This is a genomic window from Pseudomonas paraversuta, assembly GCF_904067025.1.
Classification (GTDB): Bacteria; Pseudomonadota; Gammaproteobacteria; order Pseudomonadales; family Pseudomonadaceae; genus Aquipseudomonas; species Aquipseudomonas paraversuta.
In genome coordinates this window covers 3,041,590-3,066,793 of record NZ_CAJFDA010000001.1, presented here as the reverse complement: position 1 = coordinate 3,066,793, position 25,204 = coordinate 3,041,590, and the positions used below count along the sequence as shown (strand labels likewise).

The 25,204-nt window shown below is 63.0% G+C and carries 14 protein-coding genes; 10 read left to right on the top strand and 4 right to left on the bottom strand.

The window, feature by feature from the left end:
• The first annotated feature begins 231 nt into the window (after positions 1–231).
• The 6 genes from JQ848_RS13740 (at position 232) to JQ848_RS13715 (ending at position 8,132) form a co-directional block, all read left to right on the top strand.
• Positions 232–1,140 (top strand): LysR family transcriptional regulator, encoded by a 909-nt coding sequence (locus JQ848_RS13740; protein ID WP_037001729.1) that lies wholly within the window; start codon positions 232–234, stop codon positions 1,138–1,140.
• Between the two features lie 190 nt (positions 1,141–1,330).
• Positions 1,331–2,878, top strand: coding sequence for an MFS transporter (locus tag JQ848_RS13735; RefSeq protein ID WP_003444960.1), 1,548 nt, complete (start codon positions 1,331–1,333; stop codon positions 2,876–2,878).
• On the top strand, positions 2,875–3,939 hold the full coding sequence (locus tag JQ848_RS13730) for an HlyD family secretion protein (RefSeq protein WP_202210845.1): 1,065 nt from the start codon (positions 2,875–2,877) through the stop codon (positions 3,937–3,939). The genes JQ848_RS13735 and JQ848_RS13730 overlap by 4 nt, the downstream gene beginning before the upstream one ends.
• Positions 3,936–5,366 (top strand): efflux transporter outer membrane subunit, encoded by a 1,431-nt coding sequence (locus tag JQ848_RS13725; protein WP_202210844.1) that lies wholly within the window; start codon positions 3,936–3,938, stop codon positions 5,364–5,366. The genes JQ848_RS13730 and JQ848_RS13725 overlap by 4 nt, the downstream gene beginning before the upstream one ends.
• 1,135 nt (positions 5,367–6,501) lie before the next feature.
• Entirely contained in the window at positions 6,502–7,821 is a 1,320-nt protein-coding gene (locus JQ848_RS13720) for an MFS transporter (RefSeq protein WP_003444956.1), read from the top strand.
• Between the two features lie 107 nt (positions 7,822–7,928).
• Positions 7,929–8,132, top strand: coding sequence for an MbtH family protein (locus JQ848_RS13715; RefSeq protein WP_202210843.1), 204 nt, complete (start codon positions 7,929–7,931; stop codon positions 8,130–8,132).
• A gap of 394 nt (positions 8,133–8,526) precedes the next feature.
• Here JQ848_RS13715 and JQ848_RS13710 read toward each other — a convergent pair whose 3' ends face one another.
• The 4 genes from JQ848_RS13710 to JQ848_RS13695 form a co-directional block, all read right to left on the bottom strand.
• Positions 8,527–10,698, bottom strand: a complete 2,172-nt coding sequence (locus tag JQ848_RS13710) for a TonB-dependent siderophore receptor (RefSeq protein WP_202210842.1) — start codon at positions 10,696–10,698, stop codon at positions 8,527–8,529.
• 100 nt (positions 10,699–10,798) lie between these two features.
• Entirely contained in the window at positions 10,799–11,818 is a 1,020-nt protein-coding gene (locus tag JQ848_RS13705) for a GNAT family N-acetyltransferase (protein WP_003444950.1), read from the bottom strand.
• A 161-nt stretch (positions 11,819–11,979) separates the two neighbouring features.
• Positions 11,980–13,968: a Fe(3+)-hydroxamate ABC transporter permease FhuB gene (gene fhuB / locus JQ848_RS13700; RefSeq protein ID WP_010657198.1), complete on the bottom strand. Its 1,989-nt coding sequence runs from the start codon at positions 13,966–13,968 to the stop codon at positions 11,980–11,982.
• The gene (locus JQ848_RS13695) at positions 13,961–14,872 is read right to left on the bottom strand and encodes an ABC transporter substrate-binding protein (RefSeq protein WP_202210841.1); all 912 of its coding nucleotides are present in this window, start codon (positions 14,870–14,872) and stop codon (positions 13,961–13,963) included. Before JQ848_RS13695 ends, fhuB begins: the two co-directional genes overlap by 8 nt.
• A 193-nt stretch (positions 14,873–15,065) precedes the next feature.
• Between JQ848_RS13695 and JQ848_RS13690 the strand changes: the two genes are divergently transcribed.
• From JQ848_RS13690 to JQ848_RS13675, 4 genes are all read left to right on the top strand, one after another.
• Positions 15,066–16,718: a cyclic peptide export ABC transporter gene (locus JQ848_RS13690; protein ID WP_003444944.1), complete on the top strand. Its 1,653-nt coding sequence runs from the start codon at positions 15,066–15,068 to the stop codon at positions 16,716–16,718.
• Between the two features lie 2,177 nt (positions 16,719–18,895).
• The gene (locus tag JQ848_RS13685) at positions 18,896–19,654 is read left to right on the top strand and encodes a thioesterase II family protein (protein ID WP_202210840.1); all 759 of its coding nucleotides are present in this window, start codon (positions 18,896–18,898) and stop codon (positions 19,652–19,654) included.
• A gap of 39 nt (positions 19,655–19,693) precedes the next feature.
• Positions 19,694–20,674, top strand: a complete 981-nt coding sequence (locus tag JQ848_RS13680; RefSeq protein WP_003444936.1) for a TauD/TfdA family dioxygenase — start codon at positions 19,694–19,696, stop codon at positions 20,672–20,674.
• Between the two features lie 49 nt (positions 20,675–20,723).
• Positions 20,724–25,196, top strand: coding sequence for a condensation domain-containing protein (locus JQ848_RS13675; RefSeq protein WP_202210839.1), 4,473 nt, complete (start codon positions 20,724–20,726; stop codon positions 25,194–25,196).
• Positions 25,197–25,204 lie beyond the last annotated feature (8 nt).

Below are 25,204 nucleotides of genomic sequence, written 5' to 3'. Positions count from 1 at the left end.
CGTTGTGGCGTGGCTCAAGAAATAAAAAAGGCCATTACCATCATGGGGATCCGGTAATGGCCAAAAATCTCAACCAAAGAGAGCGTCAGGCCTCGGCCTGACGGGAAACAATGTACCAATCCTTAACTTAGTTAGCTACCTAACAAGTGGCGATACAGTTTTACCTGTCATGCAACAATGCAGAATTGCCCGTCTAGCGATCCGGCGCGTTAAACGCTACCCTTTGGCCCCATGCAAATACCTGACTTGAATCTGCTGGTTGCCCTGAATGTCTTGCTCGAAGAGGGCTCGGTAGTGGGCGCCGCCCGGCGCATGAACCTGAGTGCTCCGGCCATGAGCCGCACCTTGACCCGCATTCGCGATGCCTTGAACGACCCGATTCTGGTGCGTTCGGGACGTGGCCTGGTGCCCACCCCCCGGGCACTGGAATTGCGCGAGCAGGTGCGGGGCGTGGTGGAGTTGGCCCACGGTGTCTTCACCCAGAGCCAGGACAGTGATCTGCGCCTGCTGGAGCGCACCTTCAGCATTCGCGCCAATGACGTGTTTTTCGGTGTGTACGGGGGTGCCTTGCGTCAGCAAATGGCCCTGGAGATGCCCAAGGCGTCGCTGCGGGTAGTACCTGAAGGCTTCACCGATGATGAAGCCTTGAGCGAAGGGCGCATTGACCTGGCCATCTGTGCCACCAACAAATTCAGTTCAGACATCAAGGTCCAGCGGCTGTTTACCTGCCCCTTTGTGGGGTTGGCGCGGGAAGGTCATCCGATCTTCGATCAGCCCATCACCGCGCAACGCTTTATCGCCTTTGACCACATCAGTGTTTCGCGCCGGGGCCGGGCTCGCGGGCCGATTGATACGGTGCTGGCCGAGCAGGGGCTGGAGCGCCGGGTGTCCTTTACCACGCCCACTTTTTACTCGGCGATTTTTGCCCTGGCCGGCGCGGATTTGATCTTGCCGCTGATGCCCCAGGTCTTGCTCAAAACCCTGGCCCCAATGGGTTTGAAACTGCGTCCTTTTGAATTGCCGATCCCCCTGCAACCGGTTGAAATCTTTCAAGCCTGGCACCCGCGTCTGGACAACGACCATGCCCACCGCTGGCTGCGCCGCACCCTCAAGACGTTCTGCGATAACGCCGTGGCCTGAGAGATCCTCGCTTCAGGCACACGCTTGCTCTCGATCTGGCTGTGGATTGCGTCCGACGCACTCCATAGTTAGCTATTTATCAATTTTTATAGCATTGCCTGCTGGTTAAACTTTTCGTCATCTAAAAGACGGAGTCAGCCATGTATTGGCGTTTTAAACGTGGGCGTCATCTGGCGCCGGAGGGCGGGGCATGACCTCGCTGACCGCCGGTTCCACGATTGCCGCGATGTCAGCCAAATCCCCCCCAGCCAATGCTGCTTTTGGCCTGCGGATTTTTACCGGGCTGGTAGGGGTATTGCTGGCGGTGCTGGTCTCGGGGTTCAACGAGAACGTGACCAAGGTGGCAATGCCCGATATCCGTGGCGCCATGGGCATTGGCTATGACGAGGGCACCTGGTTGCTGGCGGTGTACAGCGCCACGTCGATCAGCGCCATGGCGTTTGCACCCTGGTGTGCTGCGACATTCTCCCTGCGCCGTTTCACCCTGTGTGCCATAGGTGCCTTTTTGCTGCTGGGCATCCTCTGTCCGTTTGCCCCTAACGTTGATGTACTGATGGTGCTGCGCACTTTGCAGGGGTTTGCCGGTGGCGCGTTGCCGCCCATGCTGATGTCGGTGGCGCTACGGTTTTTACCGCCGGGCATTCGCCTATACGGCCTGGGCAGCTATGCGCTGACCGCAACCTTCGGCCCCAGCTTCGGTACGCCGCTGTCCGCATGGTGGGTGGAATATGCCGGCTGGCAATGGGCGTTCTGGCAGATTGTGCCGCTAAGCCTGCTGGCAATGGGCTGTGTGGCCTGGGGTCTGCCGCAGGACCCGCTGCGCCTTGAGCGCTTCAAACAGTTTGACTGGCGCGGCCTGCTCCTGGGGTTGCCGGGCCTGATCATGCTGGTTCTGGCGCTGGAACTGGGCCAGCGCCTGAACTGGTTGGAGTCGCCGATGATCCGGTTTTTCATCTTCGGCGGCGGCACGCTGCTGGTGCTGTTCTTTATCAACGAATGGTTTCATCCACTGCCGTTCTTCAAGTTGCAATTGCTGAAAATCCGCAATCTGGCCCACGCCTTGCTGACCCTGGGCGGGGTGCTGTTTGTATTGCTGGCAGTGATCAAGATTCCCTCCAGCTATCTGGCCCAGATCCAGGGCTATCGCCCGCTGGAAACCGCTCCGGTGATGTTGCTGGTGGCGCTGCCGCAATTGCTTGCGCTGCCGCTGGTGGTTGCCCTGTGCAACCTGCGCCGGGTTGATTGCCGCTGGGTTCTGGCCATAGGTCTCGGGTTGTTGGCACTGGCCTGTGGCATCGGTTCACAAGTGACGGCGGCGTGGAGCCGGGAGAACTTCTACCCGTTGCAGGCGATTCAAATCATCGCCCAGCCGATGGCAGTGATTCCTTTGTTGATGTTGGCCACCGGTGGCCTGAACCCGGCCGACGGGCCGTTTGCCTCGGCCTGGTTCAATACCGTCAAAGGCTTTTCGGCAACGGCCGCGGGCAGCCTTCTTGGGGTGTTGACGCTCAACCGCGAGCACTTCCACTCGACGATGCTGATCGATCGCCTGGGTAACTCGCCGCTGGTGGCTGGCAGTACAGATCTGGCACACCGGATACACCAGCAGGCGGTGGTCCTGACCTCTTCAGACCTCTATCTGTACATGGCCGGTCTGGCGCTGTTGTTAATTGTATTAATTCCTTTTGGCCCGACGCGGATCTATCCGCCGGGCACAGCTGTTGGAGCCGTGAAATGACCACAACAATCGGGCGCAAGCCCTGGGTACTGGGCAGTGCGGGCCTGGTGGCGATAGTCGTGCTGTACGGGCTATGGCAACTGATCTTTGCCACCAGCACAGTACAAAGCACCAATGATGCCTTTGTCAGTGCCGACTACACCTTGATCGCGCCAAAAGTCGCAGGCTTTATCGATGAGGTGCTGGTGCAAGACAACCAGCCGGTCAAGGCAGGTCAGTTGCTGGTACGCATTGATCCCCAGGACTACCAGACCAATCTGCAAGCAACCCGGGCCAATGTGGCGACGGCCCAGGCACAACTGGCCAACGCGCTGGCCATGCTCGAGCGTCAGCGTTCGCTGATCGAGCAGGCCAGTGCCACGGTTGACGCTGATCTGGCCCAGGTTGAGTTTGCCCGGCATGAATTGAAGCGCTATGAACATCTGGCCGGGCAGGGCGCGGGCACGCTGCAAAACTCGCAGCAGGCAAAAAACCGCTCACAGATCGCCCGTGCCGAACTGGCTCAACACCGTGCTGCGCTGGAGGCTGCCCGCCAGCAAACCCGGGTGCTGGTGGCGCAAACCACTGCTGCCCGGGCTTCGGTACAGCATGCCGAAGCCTTGCAGGCCCGGGCCGAGCTGGACTTGTCCCACACCCGCCTGGTGGCGCCCTTCGATGGCGTAGTGGGCCGGCGCAGCGTGCGCCTGGGTGCCTATGTAAAACCGGGTGACTCAGTGCTGGCGGTGGTGCCATTGGCCCAGGCGTATGTGGTCGCCAACTTTCTGGAGCGCCAACTGACCCACGTCAGCCCGGGGCAACGGGTCACGATCAAGGTCGACAGCTTTCCCGGCGAAACCCTGCTCGGTGTCGTCGACAGTATTGCGCCGGCCACAGGGGTAACGTTTTCGGCCATTGCCCCGGACAACGCCACGGGCAACTTCACCAAGGTGGCGCAGCGCATTGCGGTGAAAGTCACTCTGGACCAGGGACAGTTGTCAGCCGGGCGGCTGCGTCTGGGAATGTCGGTGGATGCGTCCATCGACACCACAGCCACTGCCAATGAACAGGTCAGTGTGCGATGAAGCCTGGTTTTCTGGTCTGCGCTGTGGCCTGTTACAGCGCGCTGGCTTTGAGTGGTTGTGTACTGGGGCCGGATTTTCAGGCCCCCGTGCCGCAACTGGCTGAGCGTTGGGCTCCGGTGGCAAGTGAGCAGGGTCATAGCCGCACTGTCGAGTCGGCGGTAGACCCGCGCTGGTGGGACAGTTTTGGCGATGCGCAATTATCGGCCCTGGTGCAAGAAGCACAGCAGAGCAACTTCGATGTGCAACTGGCTGCCAGCCGGCTTGAGCAGAGCCGGGCCATTCGCCGGCAAATCGCGGCTGACAGCCTGCCTGCGGTTGACGGGTCCCTGGCTTACAGCCGTAGCCGCAACAGTCAGCAGGGTTTGAACGACCCCTCGGGCCATAGTGGCAAACAGGCGTTCAACCTGTGGAATGGCGGGTTGGGGCTCAGTTGGGAAGCCGACTTGTGGGGCCGGGTCAAACGCTCTGTGGAAGCGGCCGATGCTTCTGTGCAGATGGCCGAAGAAGACCGCCATGGCGTGCAGTTACTGGTGATCGTGCAGACCGCACAGCACTATATCCAGTTGCGTGCCACCCAGCAGGCACTGGCCGTGGTACAGCAGAACCTGCAGATTGCCCGGCGCAGCCTGGAGTTGACCCGGTTGCAGGTAAAAGAGGGGGTGGCCACCGACCTGGAAGTGTCCGAAGCGGCGGCCCAGGTGGCAGAAATCGAAGCGCGAACGGCGCCTTTGCAACAGCACAGCGCGCAGTTGATCAACGCCCTCAGCTTGCTGCTGGCCCGAGAGCCGCGGGCGATGGCACAGCAACTGAGCGAACCCAAGGCGGTTCCGGCCTTTGGGGCTGATGTACCGGTCGGTCTGCCCAGTGAGCTGGCGCAGCGGCGTCCTGATATCCGCCGTGCCGAGGCCCGTCTGCATGGGGCTACAGCCTCGATCGGGATGGCCCGGGCGGATTTTTATCCGCGTATCACCTTGTCCGGCAGCCTCGGGTTCCAGGCGCTGCAACTGTCGGATCTGGGCAGTTGGGGTTCGCGCAGTTTTGCCTTTGGGCCGGGCTTGAGCGTACCGCTGTTCGAGGGCGGACGTTTGCAAGGGGCGTTGCAATTGCAGGAAGGACGCCAGCAAGAAGCGGCCATTGCCTACCGCAAAACCGTGTTGCGGGCCTGGCACGAAGTGGACGACGCGATGGTTGCCTATCAGGCCGGTCAGCGCCGGCGCGACAGCCTCACACAGGCGGTGGAGCATAGCCAGCATGCACTGGACAGTGTTCATCAACAGTACGCCCAGGGCACGGTGGATTTTCTGAACGTATTGACCGTACAAAATGCATTGCTGGCCAACCAGGCCGCGCTGGTCGAGAGCACGGCCCAGGTGTCGTTGTCATTGGTGGACGTATACGCCGCGCTGGGCGGAGGCTGGCAGGGATAGCATGCAGCCGGGGCAGCCATCGCCGGCAAGCCGGCTCCCACAGGGGCATATAGGTGCATTGCCCCATGGTTTGTGTGCACTTGTGGGAGCTGGCTTGCCAGCGATGCAGGCGCTGCGGTGTGTCTGAAGCATCGCCGTCAAGCCGGCTCCCACATGGGCATATTGGTGCATTGGCCCATGGCTTGTGTGCACTTGTGGGAGCTGGCTTGCCAGCGATGCAGGCGCCCCGGTATGTCTGAAGCATCGCCGGCAAGCCGGCTCCCACATGGGCATATTGGGGGCATTGGCGCAGGGCTTGTGTGCACTTGTGGGAGCTGGCTTGCCAGCGATGCAGGCACCCGGGTTTGTCTGAAGCATCGCCGGCAAGCCGGCTCCCACATGGGCATATTGGTGCATTGGCCCATGGTTTGTGTGCACTTGTGGGAGCTGGTTTGCCAGCGATGCAGGCGCTGCGGTGTGTCTGAAGCAGCACCGGCAAGCCGGTTCCCACATGGGCATATTGGGGGCATTGGCGCAGGGCTTGTGTGCAGTTGTGGGAGCTGGCTTGCCAGCGATGCAGGCACCCGGGTTTGTCTGAAGCAGCACCGGCAAGCCGGCTCCCACATGGGCATATTGGTGCATTGGCCCATGGCTTGTGTGCACTTGTGGGAGCTGGCTTGCCAGCGATGCAGTCGCCCCGGTATGTCTGAAGCATCGCCGGCAAGCCGGCTCCCACATGGGCATATTGGGGGCATTGGCGCAGGGCTTGTGTGCACTTGTGGGAGCTGGCTTGCCAGCGATGCAGGCGCCCGGGTTTGTCTGAAGCATCGCCGGCAAGCCGGCTCCCACATGGGCATATTGGTGCATTGGCCAAGGGCTTGTGTGCAGTTGTGGGAGCTGGCTTGCCAGCGATGCAGGCACCCAGGTTTGTCTGAAGCAGCACCGGCAAGCCGGCTCCCACATGGGCATATTGGGGGCATTGGCGCAGCGCTTGTGTGCAGTTGTGGGAGCTGGCTTGCCAGCGATGCAGTCGCCCGGGTTTGTCTGAAGCAGCACCGGCAAGCCGGCTGCCACAGAACAGGGGCAGATTTGCTATGCTCGCGCCCTCGACTTCAAGCGCCAACATAGGCGCGTCCAGTTCACATTGAGCGTAATTATGTCTGCCGATACCCAAGCCACAACGGTGCGTTTTTCCCGTTCCGACTACCGAACCCTGGGGCTGGCAGCTCTGGGCGGGGCGCTGGAGATCTACGATTTCATCATTTTCGTGTTCTTTGCCCTGACCCTCAGTCAACTGTTTTTCCCGCCGGACATGCCTGAATGGCTGCGCTTGCTGCAAAGCTTCGGCATTTTCGTGACCGGCTATCTGGCACGTCCGCTGGGCGGAATCCTGATGGCGCACTTTGCCGACCATCTGGGGCGCAAGCGGGTGTTCAGCCTCAGTATTCTGATGATGGCACTGCCGTGTCTGCTGATCGGCATCATGCCCACTTATGCCGATATCGGTTATTTCGCGCCGCTGATCCTGTTGGCCCTGCGCATCCTGCAGGGGGCGGCAGTCGGCGGCGAGGTGCCCAGCGCCTGGGTGTTTGTCGCCGAACACGCGCCGGCCGGGCGCCGGGGCTTTGCCCTGGGCTTTTTGCAGGCCGGGTTGACCTTCGGTTATCTGATCGGCGCCTTGACCGCGACACTGCTGGCACAACTCTTTACCCCGGCAGAAATTCTCGACTACGCCTGGCGTTTCCCGTTCCTGCTCGGCGGCGTGTTTGGTGTGATTGGCGTGTGGTTGCGCCGCTGGCTCAGTGAAACTCCGGTATTTCTGGCTTTGCGCGAACGCAAAGAGGGCCGGGCAGAGTTCCCGCTGCGCACCGTATTGCGCGATCACCGGGCGTCGTTACTGCCGGCGGCATTGCTCACCTGCGTGCTGACCAGTGCCGTGGTGGTGTTTGTGGTGATCACCCCGACCGTGATGCAGCAGCGCTTTGGCATGACGGCCAGCCATACCTTTGCCCTGAGCAGTCTGGGCATCGTGTTTTTGAATATCGGTTGTGTATTGGCCGGGCTGATCGTCGACCGCATTGGCGTATGGCGCAGCATCGTGCTCTACAGCGTGCTGCTGCCGCTGGGCATTGGCCTGCTGTACGCCAGTCTGGTGGGTCAATGGGCCTTGCCCGGCCTGGCATACGCCTTCGCCGGTCTGACCTGCGGAATTGTCGGGGTGGTGCCTTCGGTCATGGTCGGCCTGTTTCCGGCGCCGATCCGCGTCTCGGGGATTTCCTTCACCTACAACATTGCCTACGCATTGTGGGCCAGTACCACGCCGTTGCTGCTGATTGCGCTGATGCCGTGGAGTGCCTGGGTGTGCGTGATGTTCTGCGCGATGATGGGCCTGGTCGGGGTATTGACGGCCCGTCGTTATGGCCTCAACCGTGACAATCTGGTTGAGCGGCGCCTGGTGGCCAAGGCTGAAATGTAACGGGGCGAATGGGGGCGGGACTAATTTCAGGGCTGTGTCGAGCGTCTTCCATGGGCAGGCCTGTGTTTGTGACACCGGTCTGCCCAACTATCTGCAGGAGACAACCGATGGCATTTGACCGTGAAGACACGCAGTTTCTGGTGGTGATCAATGGGGAGCAACAGTACTCGATCTGGCCCGAGTTCAAGGCCGTGCCGCAAGGCTGGTCAGCGGTAGGCATCGCGGCCTCCAGGGCCGAGTGCCTGGCATACATCGAAGCCAACTGGACCGACATGCGCCCGGCCAGCCTGCGCGAGGCGATGCAGGCCTGACGCTGGACCGACACAGCTCGCGAGCAAGCTCGCTCCTACAAATAACAACGCCGCTGACCCGAAACGGACCGCGGCGTTTTTGCACATCCAACACCCGATCCTCCTGTAGGAGCGAGCTTGCTCGCGAGCCTTTAAACAAAGAACAACGCCGCAGCCCCCCGAAACGGACCGCGGCGTTTTTGCATATCCAACACCCGGCCCCCCCCCTGTAGGAGCGAGCTTGTCTCGCGAGCTTTTCAGCAAAGAACAACGCCGCAGCCCCCCGAAACGGGCCACGGCGTTTTTTACATATTCAACACCCGGCCCCCCCTGTAGGAGCGAGCTTGTCTCGCGAGCTTTGCCATACGCACACAGCTCGCGAGCAAGCTCGCTCCTACAGAATGCGGTACCTCGTTTACCAGCGGTAATTGACCGAGCCGATCAACGTGCGCTCGTCGCCATATCGGCAAGAAACGTTGCAGAACAGGTACTTCTCATTGGACAGGTTTTGCGCCTTCATGGCCACGGTCCAGTTGTCGTCGACTTCGTAGCTGACTTTCGCGTCGAACAGGGTGTAGGCGTCAACCTTCTCGTCCAGGTCCGAGCTGGAGGTGCGGCTGGTGCCCATGTAGCGGGCGCCGCCGCCGAGCACGACCTTGGGCAGACCCAGGGCGCTCAAGCGATAGTCGGCCCACAGGCTGGCCATGTGGTAAGGCACGCCGTCGATGCGGGTACCGACCCGGCTGGCCACGGAGTCTTCGGTAATCTTGGCGTCGGTGTAGGTATAGGAGGCGGTGGTGCTGAGGTTGGCGGTGATCTCGGCTTTTGCCTCCAGCTCGACACCCCGGGAGCGGGTCTCACCGAACTGCACGGTGTTGCCGGTGAGATCGGTGCTCAGGGAGTTTTTCTGCTTGAGGTCGTACACCGCGGCGGTCAACAGCGCATTCATGCCTGGCGGGGTGTAGCGCACACCCATTTCGTACTGTTCGCCTTCGGTTGGCTCGAACGAGGTGTCGGCGTTGGCGTTGAACACGTTGGCCGGCAAGAACGACTGGCTCCAGCTGATGTAGGGCGCCAGGCCATTGTCTGCTTCATACACCAGGCCTATGCGGCCAGTGGCTTTCTTGTCTTCCCGTGGCGTGCGCTTGCCGGTGGCATTGGCATAGGTTCGGCTCTCGGCCCAGTCCTGGCGACCGCCCAGGACCAGAATCCACTTGTCGTCGAACTTGATCTGATCCTGGAGGTAAAGACCGGTCTGCGAACTGTGCAGATCCGATCCGCTATCGGCCGAGGTAATGGTGGTCGGTGCGTCGTACACCGGTGCGTCCGGGTTGAACAGCGAAGTGGCGCCAGCATAGCGATGCGAGTCGTAGGTCTTGTGGTAGTAATCCACCCCGGCCAGCAGAGTGTGCTGCCAGCGGCCGCTGTTGAGGGTCCATTGCACGTTATTGTCGCTGGTCCAGCCTTCGGAGTGCTCACGGCGGATGCTCGCCCTGCGGGCCAGCAGTCCCTGATTGCGCAAGGCGGCGCTGCCGGTATCGGCAATTTGCATGTAGTCCCAGCTCAGGTTTGCATCGAAGTGGCGCAGCGAATGCAGGACTTTCAGGTCAGGGGTGAAGCTGTGTTCGAACAGGTAGCCGATGGTGGTCGAGTAGTTGTTGTAGTGATCGAAGCCGCGCTCGCCGGTGAACAAATCGCGGTCGACCTTGGGGTAAAGGGTGCTGGATGACGTCGTCAGGTCGTAGTCCAGCGGCGGCGCGAAGCTGGTGCGGGTTTCCTGGTAGCTGGCGAGGAAGGTCAGCGAGGTGTCCTCGTCCGGACGCCAGGTGAAGGCCGGCGCGATGTAGCGACGGTCATCGGGAGCGTCGACGGTCTGGGTGTCACTGTCGCGCCACAGGCCCGTGAGGCGGTAGGAAAACTGCCCCTGGTCGTCCAGGGGGCCGCCCAGGTCGAAGCTGTACTGCTTGCGCGCATGGCTGCCGTATTCGACGTTGACTTCATGCAGCGGGACATCGGTCGGGCGCTTGGTGATGGTGTTGATCAGGCCGCCCGGCGACAGTTGGCCGTACAGCACTGAAGACGCGCCCTTGACCACTTCCACGCGCTCCAGGCCGTAGGGTTCGATGCCGCCGTCATACACGCTGCCTTGCAGTTTCATGCCGTCGCGCAGAATACCGCCGGTGCCCGAGCCCACGTTGAAGCCACGGATCACGAAGTCATCGCCCACGCGGCTGAACCCCCCCGGCTGGGTAATCACCCCCGGGGTGAAGCTCAGGACTTCGGCCAGGGTATCGGCCTTGCGTTGGTCCATTTCATCGCGGGTGATGATCGACACCGACTGCGGGATTTCCTTGATCGCCGCGTCGGTTTTGCTGGCGCTGGTGCTGCGCATCGCCACCGGGCCGCTGACATGGCCGGTGGGGTTCTCGACGGCTTTGGCATTGATGCTGGTTTCTTCCAGCATCAGCGCGCCCCCGGGCGCTGCGGTAGCGGGTTGCTCGGCGGCGAAGGCGGTGCTCAGTGGCAGGCCACTGAGACACAGGGCCAGCGCCAAGGGATGGTAGGCGAAGAGGTTTTTTGCGTGCATGGAGGTTCCGGAGTGAGAAGTGATTATTTTTTTAGTGGATTAAGGGCAGGCCGCGCGCTACCCGATCCCCATCAGGCAGCGTGCGGCCAAATACGATGGATCAGGGGTGGTAGTCGTCGAAGAACGTCTCGCGTTCAAGGCGCAGCAGGGCGGCTTTCTTGTGGGGCAGGGTGATGGTCTTGAGCCTGCCGAAACCCTGGGACTCAAGGAAACCGATCTGCCGGGTATGGTCGATCCGCGGTTCGCCGAGGATGCGCTGGGTGCGCGGCTCGTCGATGAACATGTAGTGCATCAGCGAGCGGAACCAGCCCTTGAGCTTGCCGGCGCTCTGGTGCTTGCTCTCGCCGACCACCACGTGCCAGCCACGGTCGTGGTCCTGTGCATCGTAATAGGGGGCGATGCGGTCTTCCTTGCACCAGTAGATCTCGAAATAGGCAAACGGCTCGTCGTTGTAGCTGCCGATCAGTGGCAGCACCCGCGGGTCATCCAGCATCTGTTGCAGGTACGCGGCATGTTCATCCAGGCTGCCGGTCTGCTCCCAGAAGAACGCGACCTGCTCCAGGTTCATCCAGCGGTTGAAACGCTCCAGGTCCAGACCGATGTCCACGGTGCGCAAGCTGAAGGTGGTGTTCAGGCCGGGCAGTTCGCGGCGATAGACCTCGCCGTGGGGAATGGGTGGCCGCTGCGGATGGCGCTTTTCCCCGCTGAAGGTGTAGCGCAGCGGCATGCCGGCGGCGGAACTGGTAGTAAGCCAGGGCAGCGGGTGTTGCCAGAAACTGCTGCGCGAGCAGGCCAGGCGTGCGGTATGGCCATCATGACCGAGCAGGGTGTCGAACACCCCCTGGCGTATGGCATCCCGTGCGCGGTCGAGGGAGAGCGGGGCACTGACTTCCAGCAACGGGACGCGGGACGAATTGCAGAAGACCTGACCCAGCAGTGCCAGCAGACCACTGACCGGGAACGCTTCGGGCAGGCTTTCCAGTTGCACATGGGCATCCTGGCGGCGGAAATACACCGGGGCAACACCCTCGATGGTCAGGCTGGCGTTACCATCGTCCGCCACCCGGGCGATCACGCTGCGGCCGTCAGCCAGAAGAAGGGTGAAGTTAGGCGTGGTCATGATGCTTCTCCGTTAATGTTTTCTCGCGTATGCCGGCCCGAAAACAACTGACCGGCAGTGGCCGGCGCAGTTGGTGCAGGCGAAGCTTAGGTAAAACTGTAACGAATGGGAATCAGAACTATTTAGATTTTATTTCTTGACGGATTCTGTCCTGCTCCGGATCAGCGCTTGCGCGCCAGCAACCACATGAAATACGGGCCGCCGATGAAAGTGGCGAACATCCCGGCGGGGATCTGCCACGGGAACACCAGGTTGCGCCCCAGCCAGTCGGCCAGCACCAGCAGCGTGCCGCCCAGCAGGGCCGAAAGCAGCAATTGTGCGACCGGCCGTTGTGCGCCCAGCAGGCGCGCCATGTGCGGCGCGATCAGGCCGACGAAACTCAGCGGCCCGACCACCAGGGTGGCCGCCGCGGTCATCACCGCGGTCAGCAGCAACAACAGCAGACGGCTGCCGCCCAGGGAAATCCCCAGCGCCCGGGTGCGTTCGGCGCCCAGCGGCATGATCGCCAGCCAGCGGTTGCACAACGGCGTGACCAGCAGGAACAGCGCGGCCAGGGCGCAGATGATCACTGCCTGGCTGGCGTCTATGCGATAGGTTGAGCCGGTCATCCAGCTGAGCATCAGCAGTACCCGGGAATCGCCGCTGACCATGAACAGTGCGGCAAAGGCGTTGAGCAATGTGCTCAGGGCCACGCCGGTGAGCAGCATGCGGTCGGGGGCGAAGGCGCTGCGCCAGCTCAGGGCGACGATGGCCAGCAAGGCGAGCAGGGCGCCAAAGGTGGCCGCCAGCAACAACAGCAAAGGGCTGAAGCCGGGCACCAGCAGCAGGGCAAAAATGCCGCCCAGTGCGGCGCCGGAACTCACCCCGAGCATCTCCGGACTGGCCATGGGGTTACCGGTCATGCGTTGCATCAAGGTCCCGGCCAGGGCCAGCAGGATGCCGGCGCCAAAGGCCGCGGCAACCCGGGGCGCGCGCCATGGCAGCAGGGCGTCGAACTCGGCGCCGCTGCTGAAATACCAGCCATCTGGCCCGCGGCCCCAGGTCAGCGCAAGGAACAGGGCAATGGCCAGCACTGCGAGCAATATCCAGCTGGTGCGTTTGAGTCGGGCGACCTGAGCGGTTGCGCGGGCGGCTGGCGGGTTGAGGCGGGTTTCATGCAGGCGGCTCAGCAGCACCAGCAGCAGCGGCGCACCAAGGAACGCAGTGAGGATGCCGGTGGGGATCTCGCCCCCCAGCAGCGGCGCCAACGCCTGAACCACCTGGTCGGCCAATAGCAGCAGCAAGGCCCCGAACAAGGGTGCCCAGAGCAAACGCTGGCGCAGGGTGCGGGCGCCGGCCAGGCGGGCCAGGGCGGGAGCGGCCAGGCCGACAAAACCTATCACCCCGACACTGGCGATGGCGCTGGCACTCAAGGCCACGGCCACGGCCAGGGCCATCAGGCGCAGGCGGTTGGGCGACAGGCCCAGGCTGCCGGCCGCTGCATCGTTGAGGCCCAGCAGTTGCAGCGGCCGGGCCAGCAGTGCGGCGAGCAGTGCAGCCACCCCAAGGCGTGGCGCCAGATGATACACATCCTGCCAGCTGTTCTGGTTCAGCGAGCCCGATTGCCAGATGAACAGATTGCTCAAGACTTCATGGTTGGCCAGCACCAGCAAGGTGCTCAGGGTCCCGCAATACAGGTTGATGATCAGCCCCGAGAGAATCAGCGCCACCGGCGACAGGCGCCGGCTCCAGGCCAGGCCCAGCACCGCGAGCATGCCCAGGGCGGCGCCGGCCAGGGCCACGCCTTCCTGGCCGCCGTCCAGCAGGCCCGGGGCATAGATTGCGCAGGCGGAAAGGGCCAGGTAGGCACCGGAAGCCACGCCCAGGGTGGTCGGTTCGGCAATGGGGTTGCGCAGCACTTGCTGGAATATCACCCCGGCCAGGGCCAGGGCCGCGCCCACCAGCAGGCTGATCACCAGCCGTGGCAAAAAGCTGTAGCGCACCAGCAGGGCGGGCAGATCCTCGGGTGACGCCGGGCCGATGGCAGTGCTCCATGAAACATGGGCCAACAGCGAATTGCCCTGGTGGACGCTCAGGGCCAGAGCGATCAATAGCAGGCCGAGGGCCAGCCAGACCGGTTGCCGGCGCAGGGGTGAAGTGGGTTCAGGCACGGTTGGATTCCATGGCGAGCAGTTGTTCGGTGATGGACAGGGCCAGGCGCTGCGCGGTCAGCAACCCGCCACTGGGGTAGAACCGTGGCAGCCCCAGGGCGCGGCCTTCGTGGATCATCGGCAAAGCGCGCCAGATCGGACTGTTGTCCAGCCGGCGCTGGGCGGCCAGAGCTTCGCGGGGGTTGGTGTAATACAGCAGCGATGCGTCGGGTTGCTCAAGCAGTGTCTCGATGCCCACCGCGGGGCTGCCGCCCCAGGCATTGGTGCGGCCCTGATAGGCATTGCGCAGACCCAGGCGCTCGAGTACGGCCTGATACATGCCCTTGGCACCGAACAGCAACAGGTGGCGACCGTCCGGGTTGAGGCGCGCGATGTACACCGGGCGCTGGCTGACCGGTGCCAGCCTGACGCGCAACTGCTCGAGCAGGCGGTCGGTCTGTTCCAGCAATGCCTGTGCCTCGGCGCGCCGGTTCACCAGAGCGCCGAGCTCCAGCACTACCTGGCCGGCATTGCGATAGGGCTGGGCGTTCGCGCTATAGATATCGAAGCTGCGCAACGGCGCGATACGCGAGAGCAAGGTGCCTTCCAGCTGCCAGGAGGTGCCGATGATCAGCTCCGGCGCCAGGCGTTGCAGGTACTCCAGATTGGGCTCGATGCTCGGGCCCAGATCCAGCACATCGTCGGGCAATTCCGGGCTGGCGACGAACTCGCGATAATACCCGGCGTTGACCACCGCCCGGGGCGCCACGCCGAGGCCGAGCAGGCTTTCGGTAAGGGCAGGCTCGAAACTGACAATATCGACTTTCGGCAGTGTCGGATCGCCAGCGCGGACCACAGGCAAGCCGCACAGCGCGACCGGCAACAATGCGAGGCCGGTCAGGGCCCGACGGCGGGTAATGGGCATTGCAACAGACTCCGAAGCAGACAGGTCGCCCTCAGGCGAGAATGAGAGTCTATAGCAACAGCACCTAATTCCCAATACCTGCAATAATGCTGCGTCCTAAAGAATCCGCCACAGGCTTCGTCTATTCCGGGAACCCAATTTATCGATGGCGGCGGCGTGACGGCCTGCGCCAGCCGACCCCCAAGGAGACACCATGTCATTGTTCGGTATGCTGGTTCGCACCTCGCACACACGGCTGGCCGTGGCCATTGGCGCGAGCCTGGTCTGCGGTCTGGCCAACGTGTTGCTGGTGGCGCTGATCAACCAGGCCCTGAATGCTCCACTGGACGGCCTGGCCAGCTATGCGCTGCCCTTCGTGCTGGTGATAGCCCTGGTGATGGGCAGCCAGGTGCTGTCCAGGGCGTTGTTCGCCTACCTCAGTCAACAAGGCCTGGCCACCCTGCGCATGCACATTTCACGGCACGTGGTTGCGGCGCCTCTGCGCGGGCTGGAAAAGGCCGGACGTGGACGTATCCAGGCGGCCCTGGCCGACGACACCACCACCTTGTCGAACTTCTTTACCGGCTTCCCGATGCTGGTGACCAGTGCCGTGGTGGTGCTCGGTTGCCTGGGCTACCTGGCATACCTGTCGTGGGTGATCTTTCTGGTTTCGGTGTTGGCCATCGGCCTTGGCTCCCTGGGCTACCACCTGTGCCATTCCCACATGCTGCAGTACTTCCGCAAGGCCGGTGCCAGCCAGGACGAACTCTTCGGTCATTTCGACGCCATGGTCTCGGGGGCCAAGGAACTCAAACTCAACCGCTCCAAGGCCCGGCGTTTTCTCGATGAAGTACTGGTCAGCGCTGTCGAGCAAGTGCGCCGCAACCGGGCCAAGGGCCTGATGCTGTTCGCCATTACCGGTGGCTGGGGGCGTTTGCTGTTTCTGGTGCTGATTGGTGTGGTGCTGTTTCTGCGCCTGTGGGTGCCTTCCGACACGGCGGTGATCACCGGCTACGTGATGGTTTTCCTGTACATGATGGGCCCTCTGGAAGGCGTGCTGCTGAACCTGCCGCAGATGAGTCAGGCACGAGTTGCCAGCGCACGGATTGAAGCGACCCTTGCGCAACTGGAAGCCGAAGCTCGCTCGCAAACGCCGGCGCCTGCGGTGCAGGCCAAGGGCGTTACCCTGGAGCTGGATGGTCTGACCCATGGTTATTTCAGTGAGCGCGAGGATGAGGTTTTTACCCTTGGCCCGGTCACGCTGACCCTCAAGCCTGGCGAGATTACCTTCCTGGTCGGAGGCAACGGCAGCGGCAAGACCACCCTGGCCAAGCTGATTGCCGGCCTGTACGTGCCGGAAAGTGGCGAAGTGCGGGTCGATGGCCGACCTGTGGCGGCGGACGGGCGGGACGATTATCGCCAGCTGTTTTCGGCGGTATTCTCGGACTTCCACCTGTTCGACACCCTGCTCGAAGCGCCGGATTCCAGCCTCGACAGCCAGGCATCTGATTGGCTGGCCAAGCTGCACCTGGAGCACAAAGTCAGCGTCAGCAATGGTTCGTTTTCCACCCGAGAACTGTCCCAGGGCCAGCGCAAGCGCCTGGCGTTGATCGTTGCCTGTCTCGAAGGGCGGCCGGTGATCATCTTTGACGAATGGGCGGCAGACCAGGACCCGGCGTTCCGTGAAGTGTTCTATTGCGAACTGCTGCCTGAGTTGCGGGCCCAGGGTAAGACGTTGCTGGTCATCTCCCACGATGACCGTTATTTCCATCTGGCCGATCAGTTGATCAAGCTTGAGCGTGGGCAGATTGTCAGCTCCAGTAGTCGCCAGTCGAGTCCTGAGGTGTGTCAGGTACACCGCGGGTGAGGGGGTTACGGGCGTTGCCCGATCGCAGCTTCGTAGGGCTCGTCAACGACTGCACAATGTTCCCGAAGAGTCCGGTAGTCGCTGGTTTTCTTTTTGATTTTTGCTTTTAAACACGATGCCTCTGCGGCCACTCGAAACCCGTAAATCGCCGTTGCGCATTGAACGGATATGTACCTAGTTCAAGCAACTGGAATACCGCATACATATCCGTTTGATGTATCAGGGCTTTCTACGGGTTCCGCCCTTACGGCGGCTCACTTTTGTCAAACAGCCGAGTGTCGGACCACCACAAAAATAAGCAAAAAGGCCTTGCCCCAGCGTACGGCCTTCGCTGCGCTCAGGTTCCCTCGCTCCGGTCCTGCTCCGTGGCCACGCCGTACGGGCCATCCATGGCCCAACACGGCTCTCCCGGCATCCATGCCGGGAGGACCACTACGCAGAACCTCCGCTCGGCCTCCCGAAGGGGCTTGAAGATCAAGATCAAAAGCAGATCAAAAGCAGATCAAAAACGACCTTGTAGGCGCTGTTTTGATTTTTGCTTTTTGCTTTTAAAAACGATGTCCCTGCCGCCACTCGATAGTCGAAACGACGCGGATGCCCATCACAGAAGGCCGAACGCAGGTGCTGTTGTGGGGGTGGCGAGGCAGGACGCCGAGCCAGCCGTGCCGGGCCATGGATGGCCCGTCACGGCGTGCCCCCACAACAGCGCCGGAGTGAGGGCACCGGGCGAGCCTAGGCGAGCTCGGCCGTATGGTAGGGCGCAGACTTTTTGGTTCCTTTTGGGGCGTTTGCCAAAAGGGACTCGCTGTAAGAGCGAAACCGATATTTCAGTTAAACGCCTGTAACGGATATGTACGCGGTACTGCAGTTAAAACTGAGCGTACATATCCATTTGATGTATCACGGCTTTTTACGGGTTTCGCCCTTACGGCGAGTCCCTTTTGTCAAACAGCCGAGTGTCGGACCACCACAAAAAGAACCAAAAAGGCCTTGCCCCAGCGTACGGCCTTCGCTGCGCTCAGGTTCCCTCGCTCCGGTCCTGCTCCGTGGCCACGCCGTGACGGGCCATCCATGGCCCAACACGGCTCTCCCGGCATCCATGCCGGGAGGACCACTACGCAGAACCTCCGCTCGGCCTCCCGAAGGGGCTTGAAGATCAAGATCAAAAGCAGATCAAAAGCAGATCAAAAGCAGATCAAAAGCAGATCAAAAACGACCTTGTAGGCGCTGTTTTGATTTTTGCTTTTAAAAACGATGTCCCTGCCGCCACTCGATAGTCGAAACGACGCGGATGCCCATCACAGAAGGCCGAACGCAGGTGCTGTTGTGGGGGGTGGCGAGGCAGGACGCCGAGCCAGCCGTGCCGGGCCATGGATGGCCCGTCACGGCGTGCCCCCACAACAGTGCCTGAGTGAGGGAACCGGGCGAGCCTAGGCGAGCTCGGCCGTATGGTAGGGCGCAGACCTTTTGGTTCCTTTTGGGGCGTTTGCCAAAAGGGACTCGCCGTAAGGGCGAAACCCGTAAAAAGCCGTGATACATAGAATGGATATGTACGCTCAGTTCTAACTGCGGTACCGCGTACATATCCGTTACAGGCGTTTAACTGAAATATCGGTTTCGCTCTTACAGCGAGTCCCTTTTGTCAAACAGCCACAAAAGGAACCAAAAAGGCCTGCCCCAGCGTACGGCCTTCGCTGCGCTCAGGTCCCCTCGCTCCGGTCCTGCTCCGTGGCCACGCCGTGACGGGCCATCCATGGCCCAACACGGCTCTCCCGGCATCCATGCCGGGAGGACCACTACGCAGAACCTCCGCTCGGCCTCCCGAAGGGGCTTGAAGATCAAAATCAAAAGCAGATCAAAAACGACCTTGTAGGCACTTCGGCGTTTGCCAAAAGTGCCTCGCCGTAAGGGCGAAACCCGTAAATCGCCGTTGCGCAATGAACGGATATGTACCTAGTTCAAGCAACTGGAATACCGCGGTTTGAGGGGTTGCGGGCTTTGCCCGATCGCCGCCTCGCACAGCTCGCCAGCAACTACAGACCAGGCCAGGTCTGGTGCCCTGCAAATAACAATATTTATCAAAGACAGTTAATTCCCCAGGTATTTCTTTCGTTCTTATTAGCAGTGTTCCAGGCAAGGCCGGCCCGGCTTGTCGACTGCTTTTAAGGAGATCCGCAGTGTCCGTCGCCCCCGATCGCATCCGCCTGTTCTGCTTCGCCTGTTCCGGCGCGAGTGCCATGGCCTTCGCCCCGTGGCGGGCTGTATTGCCGGCATGGCTCGATGTGCAGCCGGTCGAACTGCCCGGCCACGGGGGCCGTGGCGATGAACCGTTGCAGGTGGATATGCAGGTCCTCGCCGCCAGCCTGGCGGCCGAACTGGCGCCGATGATCAACGGCCCTTACCTGATGCTCGGCCATAGCGTCGGCGGCGTGGTGGCCCTGGAGGTGGCCCACGCCCTGGTCGCTCTGGGGCTCGAACCGCCCGAAGCCCTGATCGCCGTGGCCAGTACCGCCCCCGGGCAGCGCGACGGTAATCCCGATGCGCAACCCATGACCGATGCCGAACTGATCGCCGAGTTGCTTCGCCTCGACGGTACACCCCGGGCAGTACTCGACGATCCGCAATTGCTGGCCATGGTGCTGCCGGTGCTGCGCGCGGATTTCCTCCTCGGTGACCGCTATCAGCCGCCGCGCCGTGGGCCTTTGCCTTGCGCCCTGCATGTGTTCGGCGGGCGTGACGACAGTGTCGCCGTCAGTGCCCTGGCGGCCTGGGAAGCCGAATGCAGCGGGCCGTTCCATTTGCAGATCTGCGACGGCGGGCACTTTTTCCTGCATCGCCAGCGCGCCGACTTCCTCCAGCGCCTGCTCGCGCTGTGCCTGGATCTACGCCGGCAGGCATCGCGTCTCTCGCTCCCTTCATTGCGCGCCCTGGGTTGATCCGGGTCGTACCGCCGTCCTTTTTTCGCGGAGTCTTCCATGCTTGATTCACGCTTCGATATCCGGCCCCTGCGCCATGCCGATACCCCCTTGCCGCTGCTGATTGAAGCCCGCGAGCCCGGTCTTGAACTGGCGGTCTGCCTGCCCGCGCTGCGGGCGCTGATCGAGCAGCAACTGCTGGTCGCCGGCGGCGTATTGCTGCGCGGCTTCGAGGTGCAGACCGCCGAGCGCTTTCGCTCTTTCGCCACCGGCTTCGGTTCGGACCTGCTGACCTACGAGTTCGGTTCCACGCCGCGCAGCAACGTCACCGCCGGCATCTACACCTCTACCGAATATCCGCCGCACCAGCACATCCCGCTGCATAACGAACAGGCCTACACCCGGGACTGGCCAATGAAAATCTGGTTCTTCTGCCAGCAGGCATCTCCCGTAGGCGGTGCCACGCCGATTGGTGACAGCCGGGCAATTTATCGCCGGGTCGGTGAACAGATTCGCCAGCGCTTCGCCAGCAAAGGCCTGATGTACACCCGCAACTACGGCAACGGCCTGGACGTGTCCTGGGAGCAGGTATTCAACACCCAGGACCGCGCTGTCGTGCACGCCTACTGCGAGGCCCACGGCATCAGCCTGGAGTGGAAAGACGACGGCGGCCTGCGCACGCGCCAGGTTTGCCAGGCGGTGGCCACCCATCCGCGCACCGGCGACGCGGTGTGGTTCAACCAGGCGCACCTGTTCCACGTTTCCAACTTGCCCGAGGAGGTGCGCGAAACCCTGCTCGATCTGGTGGAGGAAGAGGACTTGCCGCGCAACGTCTATTACGGCGACGGCAGCCCGCTGGAAGAAAGCCTGCTGGAGGACATTCGCGGCGTGATGCAACAGGAACAGGTCGAATTTTCCTGGCAGGACAATGACGTGCTGATGCTCGACAACATGCTCACCGCCCACGGTCGCGCACCGTTTCAGGGGCCACGCAAAGTGGTGGTGGCCATGGCCGAACCCCACGGCGCCGACGTGCGCTGAGTACCCCCCGATTTTTTTCTGACTTTTTGCGATTGCAGGAGGACGCCCCATGGCCATCCCACATCAGCCTCAACCCCAATCCCTGATCGAGATGCTGGCGCAGCGCGCCGAGCAGCAAGGCGATCAACTGGCCCTGCGCTTTCTCGGTGACGGTAACCAGACCACCGAGCTGTACACCTACGCCCAGCTGGATGCCCGGGTCCGGCACCTGGCCGCCTGCCTCGGGCAGCACGCCGGGGAGGGCGACCGGGTGCTCCTGCTGCTGACCAACGGCCCGGACTACATAGTGGCCTTTTTCGCATGCCTGTATGCCGGGCTGATCGCGGTACCGGCCTATCCGCCGGAGCGCAATCGCCAGTTCCACACCGAACGCCTGCAAGGCATGGCCATGGATGCCGAGCCCTCGTTGATTCTCTGCGAGCATGCTGCCCTCGACGCTTCCCGGTTGCTGCGTGACGGCCTGACCCTGGCGTCCTTGCCGGCCCTGGCCAGCGTCCAGGATCTTGAAGCGCAAGCGCCCCGGGCCTGGCAACCCCGTGCCGTGCCGGGCGATGCCATCGCCATGCTGCAATACACCTCCGGCTCCACCTCCGAACCCAAGGGCGTCGAAGTCACCCACGCCAACCTGCTGGACAATCAGCGCCTGTTGCAAATGGGCTTTGGCACCCGCCCGGGGGATGTCTTTGTCAGCTGGCTGCCGCTGTACCACGACATGGGCCTGATCGGCGGCATGCTGCAACCTATCTATGCCGGGGTGCCGCTGGTGTTGCTGACCACCCAGCACTTCCTCGCCCGGCCGGCGCGCTGGCTGGAAGCGATCCACCGCTACGGCGGCACCCTCAGCGGCGGCCCTGACTTTGCCTTCCGCCTGTGTACCGAGAGCGTGCGCGACAGCCTGCTTGCCGAGCTCGACCTGAGCCAGTGGCGGGTTGCGTTTTGCGGTTCCGAACCGGTGCGGGCCGACACCCTGGCCGACTTCGTTGAGCGCTTCTCGCCGGCAGGGCTGGCGGCAACCACCGTACATCCATGCTACGGCCTGGCTGAAGCGACCCTGATGGTCACCAGCAACACCCGTGGCGGCCCGTACTACACCCTGCATGTGGACCATGAGCAATTGGCGCTGGGCCGGGTGGTCCCTGACCCGCACGGCAGCGAAATGGTCAGCAGCGGTGGTTTGCTGTTCGATGATCAGGTGCGCCTGATGGACCCGCAGACCCTGCAACCGGTGGCTGAAAACAGCGTGGGTGAAATCTGGGTGCGCGGGCCCAGTGTGGCCCGTGGCTACTGGCGCAACCCCGAAGCCACCGCCCGTACCTTCCTCGACCTGCCCGACGGCCGCTGGCTGCGTAGCGGCGACCTGGCGTTCCTGCACCAGGGCGGTCTGTTCATCACCTCGCGGGCCAAGGATGTGATCATCATTCGCGGCCAGAACCGTTACCCGCAAGACATCGAAAAAGCCGTGGAGCAGGGCGTCGAAGCGGTGCGCAAGGGCCGTGTCGCAGCGTTTCCGGTGCAGGTCGACGGGCGCGAGTGCATTGGCATCGCCGCCGAGATCGGGCGCAGTGTGCAAAAGAAATTCGACCCTCAAGTATTGATCGAAGCCATCGACCGGGTGGTCAGTGAAACCCAGCAGGAACCGGCCAGCGTCATTGCCCTGCTCGAGCCGGCGGCCTTGCCCAAGACCACCAGCGGCAAGCTGCAACGCTCGGCCTGCCGCCAGCGTCTGGAGACCGGTGAACTGGGCGCGTATCACGTCTATCGCCGGCCCGTATTGAGCCGCAGTGGGGCCGCGCCGGCAGGTGCCGCGCCCCTGGGCCACACCGAACAGCGTCTGGCGGCGATCTGGTCCGAGGTGCTGGAAGGCGCCGAGATCAGCCGCGACGACATCTTTCTCGCCGTAGGCGGGCATTCCCTCGCCGCCGTGCAAGTCCTGGCGCGGGTGCGCACCGAGTTCAACGTCGAATTGCCCCTGAGCGCGCTGTTTGCCGCCAGCCCCCTGGCCCGGCTGGCGGCCATGGTTGACGCTGCACCACGTCTGGCCGCCGGCGTACCCTTGCAGGCGCTGCATGTCAGCGGCCCGCAGGCCATGTCGCCGGTGCAACGCAGCCTGTGGCTGGCCCAGCAGCTGGGCGGGGAGCAGGCCGGGGCGGCCTACAACATGGTTGCCCAGTTGCGTCTGTGTGGCGAGCTGCGGGTGGACGCCCTGCAAGCGGCATTGGCCGGTGTGCTGCAACGCCAGGCGAGTTTGCGCAGTGCCTTTGTGCCGGGCCCGGATGGCGTGGCCCTGGTGCACTGTGCGGGTCAGGTGGAACTGGCCTTGCCGGTGCTTGACCTCAGTGGTCTGCGCGATGGCGAACAAACCACCGCCCTGGCGGTGGCCGAGGCCGAAGCGGCGGGGCAGCCGTTCGACCTGCAGCGCGCGCCGCTGTTACGCGCCACCCTGCTGCGCCTGGGCGCTCAGGAATATCGCTTGCTGTTGAGCATGCATCACCTGATCGGCGATGGCTGGTCGTTCGGCGTGCTGGTCCAGGAACTGGGCGCGGGGTATCAGGCGCAACTGGCCGGCAGCCAGTCGGCGCTGGCGCCGTTGAGTATTCAGTACAGCGACTATGCGGCCTGGCAGAACGCCCGGGCCGGCAGTGCCGAGCGCCAGCGCGAACGCGATTTCTGGGCCGACTATCTGCAAGGCGCCCCGCAGCAACTGGCCTTGCCCACTGACCGTGCGCGTCCCTCGGCCCCGCACACTGGTGGGGCCAGCGTGGCCTTCCAGCTCGACGCCGAACAGGTCGGGCGTCTCGAAGCCCTGGGCCGTGCCCACGGCGCCAGCCTGTTCATGGTCCTGCGGGGGACTTTCGACTGGCTGCTGCATCGCCTCACCGGCCAGGACGATTTGATCTATGGCACCGATATCGCCGGTCGACCGCGAACCGAGCTGGAACAGCTCATCGGCTTCTTCGTCAACATCGTGCCGCTGCGCGCCAGGGTGCGCCCGCAGCAATCGTTCAACCAATGGCTGGCCCGGGTCAGCGAGGATTCATTGAACCTGTTCGAACAGGCGGACTTGCCCTTCGAACAGATCGTCGATGCCAGCGCCGTGCCCCGTCAGCGCAACCCGCTGGTGCAGGCGCTGTTCGTGCTGCACAGCATGCCCCGGGGTCAGTTCGCGGTGCCGGGGCTGAGCGCCGAACTGCTGGCCGCGCCCGCCCAGACCTCGAAGTTCGACATGGCCCTGTTCCTGACGCCCAACGCCCGGGGGCTGGGCGGCGAGTGGGTATTCGCCACGGCGATCCTCGATGAGGCGCGGGTGCGCTGCTGGGTCGAGGCCTGGGTCGACCTGCTGGGTCAAATCCTCGCCGACCCCGAGCGTTCCCTCGACAGCCTGACCCTCGGCGCCTTGCAGCCCGCGGTTGCAGCGCCGGTCAGCGGGCGCTCGCGGCTGGAGGCCAGGCGCGACAAGTTGAAGTCCTTTGCCCGTCCGAGCACGCCGTCGGTGGCGGAGGCTGCCGTGCGCTGCACGCCGCTGAATGCCGGCTGCGAGTTGCCGCTGGTAATCGAGCCAGTCAGTGCCGATCTCGACCCCTGCGTGTGGGCCAGCCTCAACCGAGAGTTCATTGAAACCAGCCTGCGCCGGCATGCCGGCCTGCTGTTCCGTGGCTTCGGCCTGAGCACCGCGCAAGACTTCGAAGCCTTCGCCGAGGCCATCCAGCCGGGCCTGTATGGCGCCTATGGCGACTTGCCGAAGAAAGAGGGCGGGCGCAATACCTACCGCTCCACGCCATACCCCGAGCGGCAGATGATCCTGTTCCACAACGAAAGCGCGCACCTGCGACGCTGGCCGCGCAAGCAGTGGTTCTTCTGCGAGCAGCCATCGCCGGTGGGCGGTGCCACACCTATCGTCGACTGCCGGGCGATGTACCGCGCCTTGCCGGCCGCGCTGGCCGAGACCTTCGAACGCAAGGGACTGTTGTATGTGCGCACCTTCACCCCGGGCTTCGATGTGGACTGGCGCGACTTCTACAAAACCGAGCAGCGTGCCGTGGTCGAGGCCACCTGCCGCGAGCAGGGCGTGGCGTTCGAATGGCTGGCCAATGGCGGCCTGCAGACCCGCACCCCTTGCCCGGCAGTGATCCGCCACCCCTACACCGGGGAAAAGTCCTTTTTCAACCAGGTCCAGCTGCACCACGACTATTGCCTGCAAGCCGACGTGCGCCGCGACCTGCTGGGCATAGTCGGTGCCGGGTACATGCCGCGGCAGGTGTATTTCGGTGATGGCACGCCCATCGATGACCTGGTCATGGAACAACTGGGCCAGCTCTACGAAGCCTGCGCGGTGCGCTTCGACTGGCAGCGCGGGGATGTGGTGATGCTCGACAACATGCTGGTGGCCCACGCCCGGGACCCGTTCGAAGGCCCGCGGCGGATCGTCGTGGCCATGGGCGAAATGACCGACCGTAGCGTGTTCGATGACGCTGCCCAAGACAACGAAGAGCGCTCGGGCCAATCGGCCGGGCTGCCTGTTTAAGGACACTG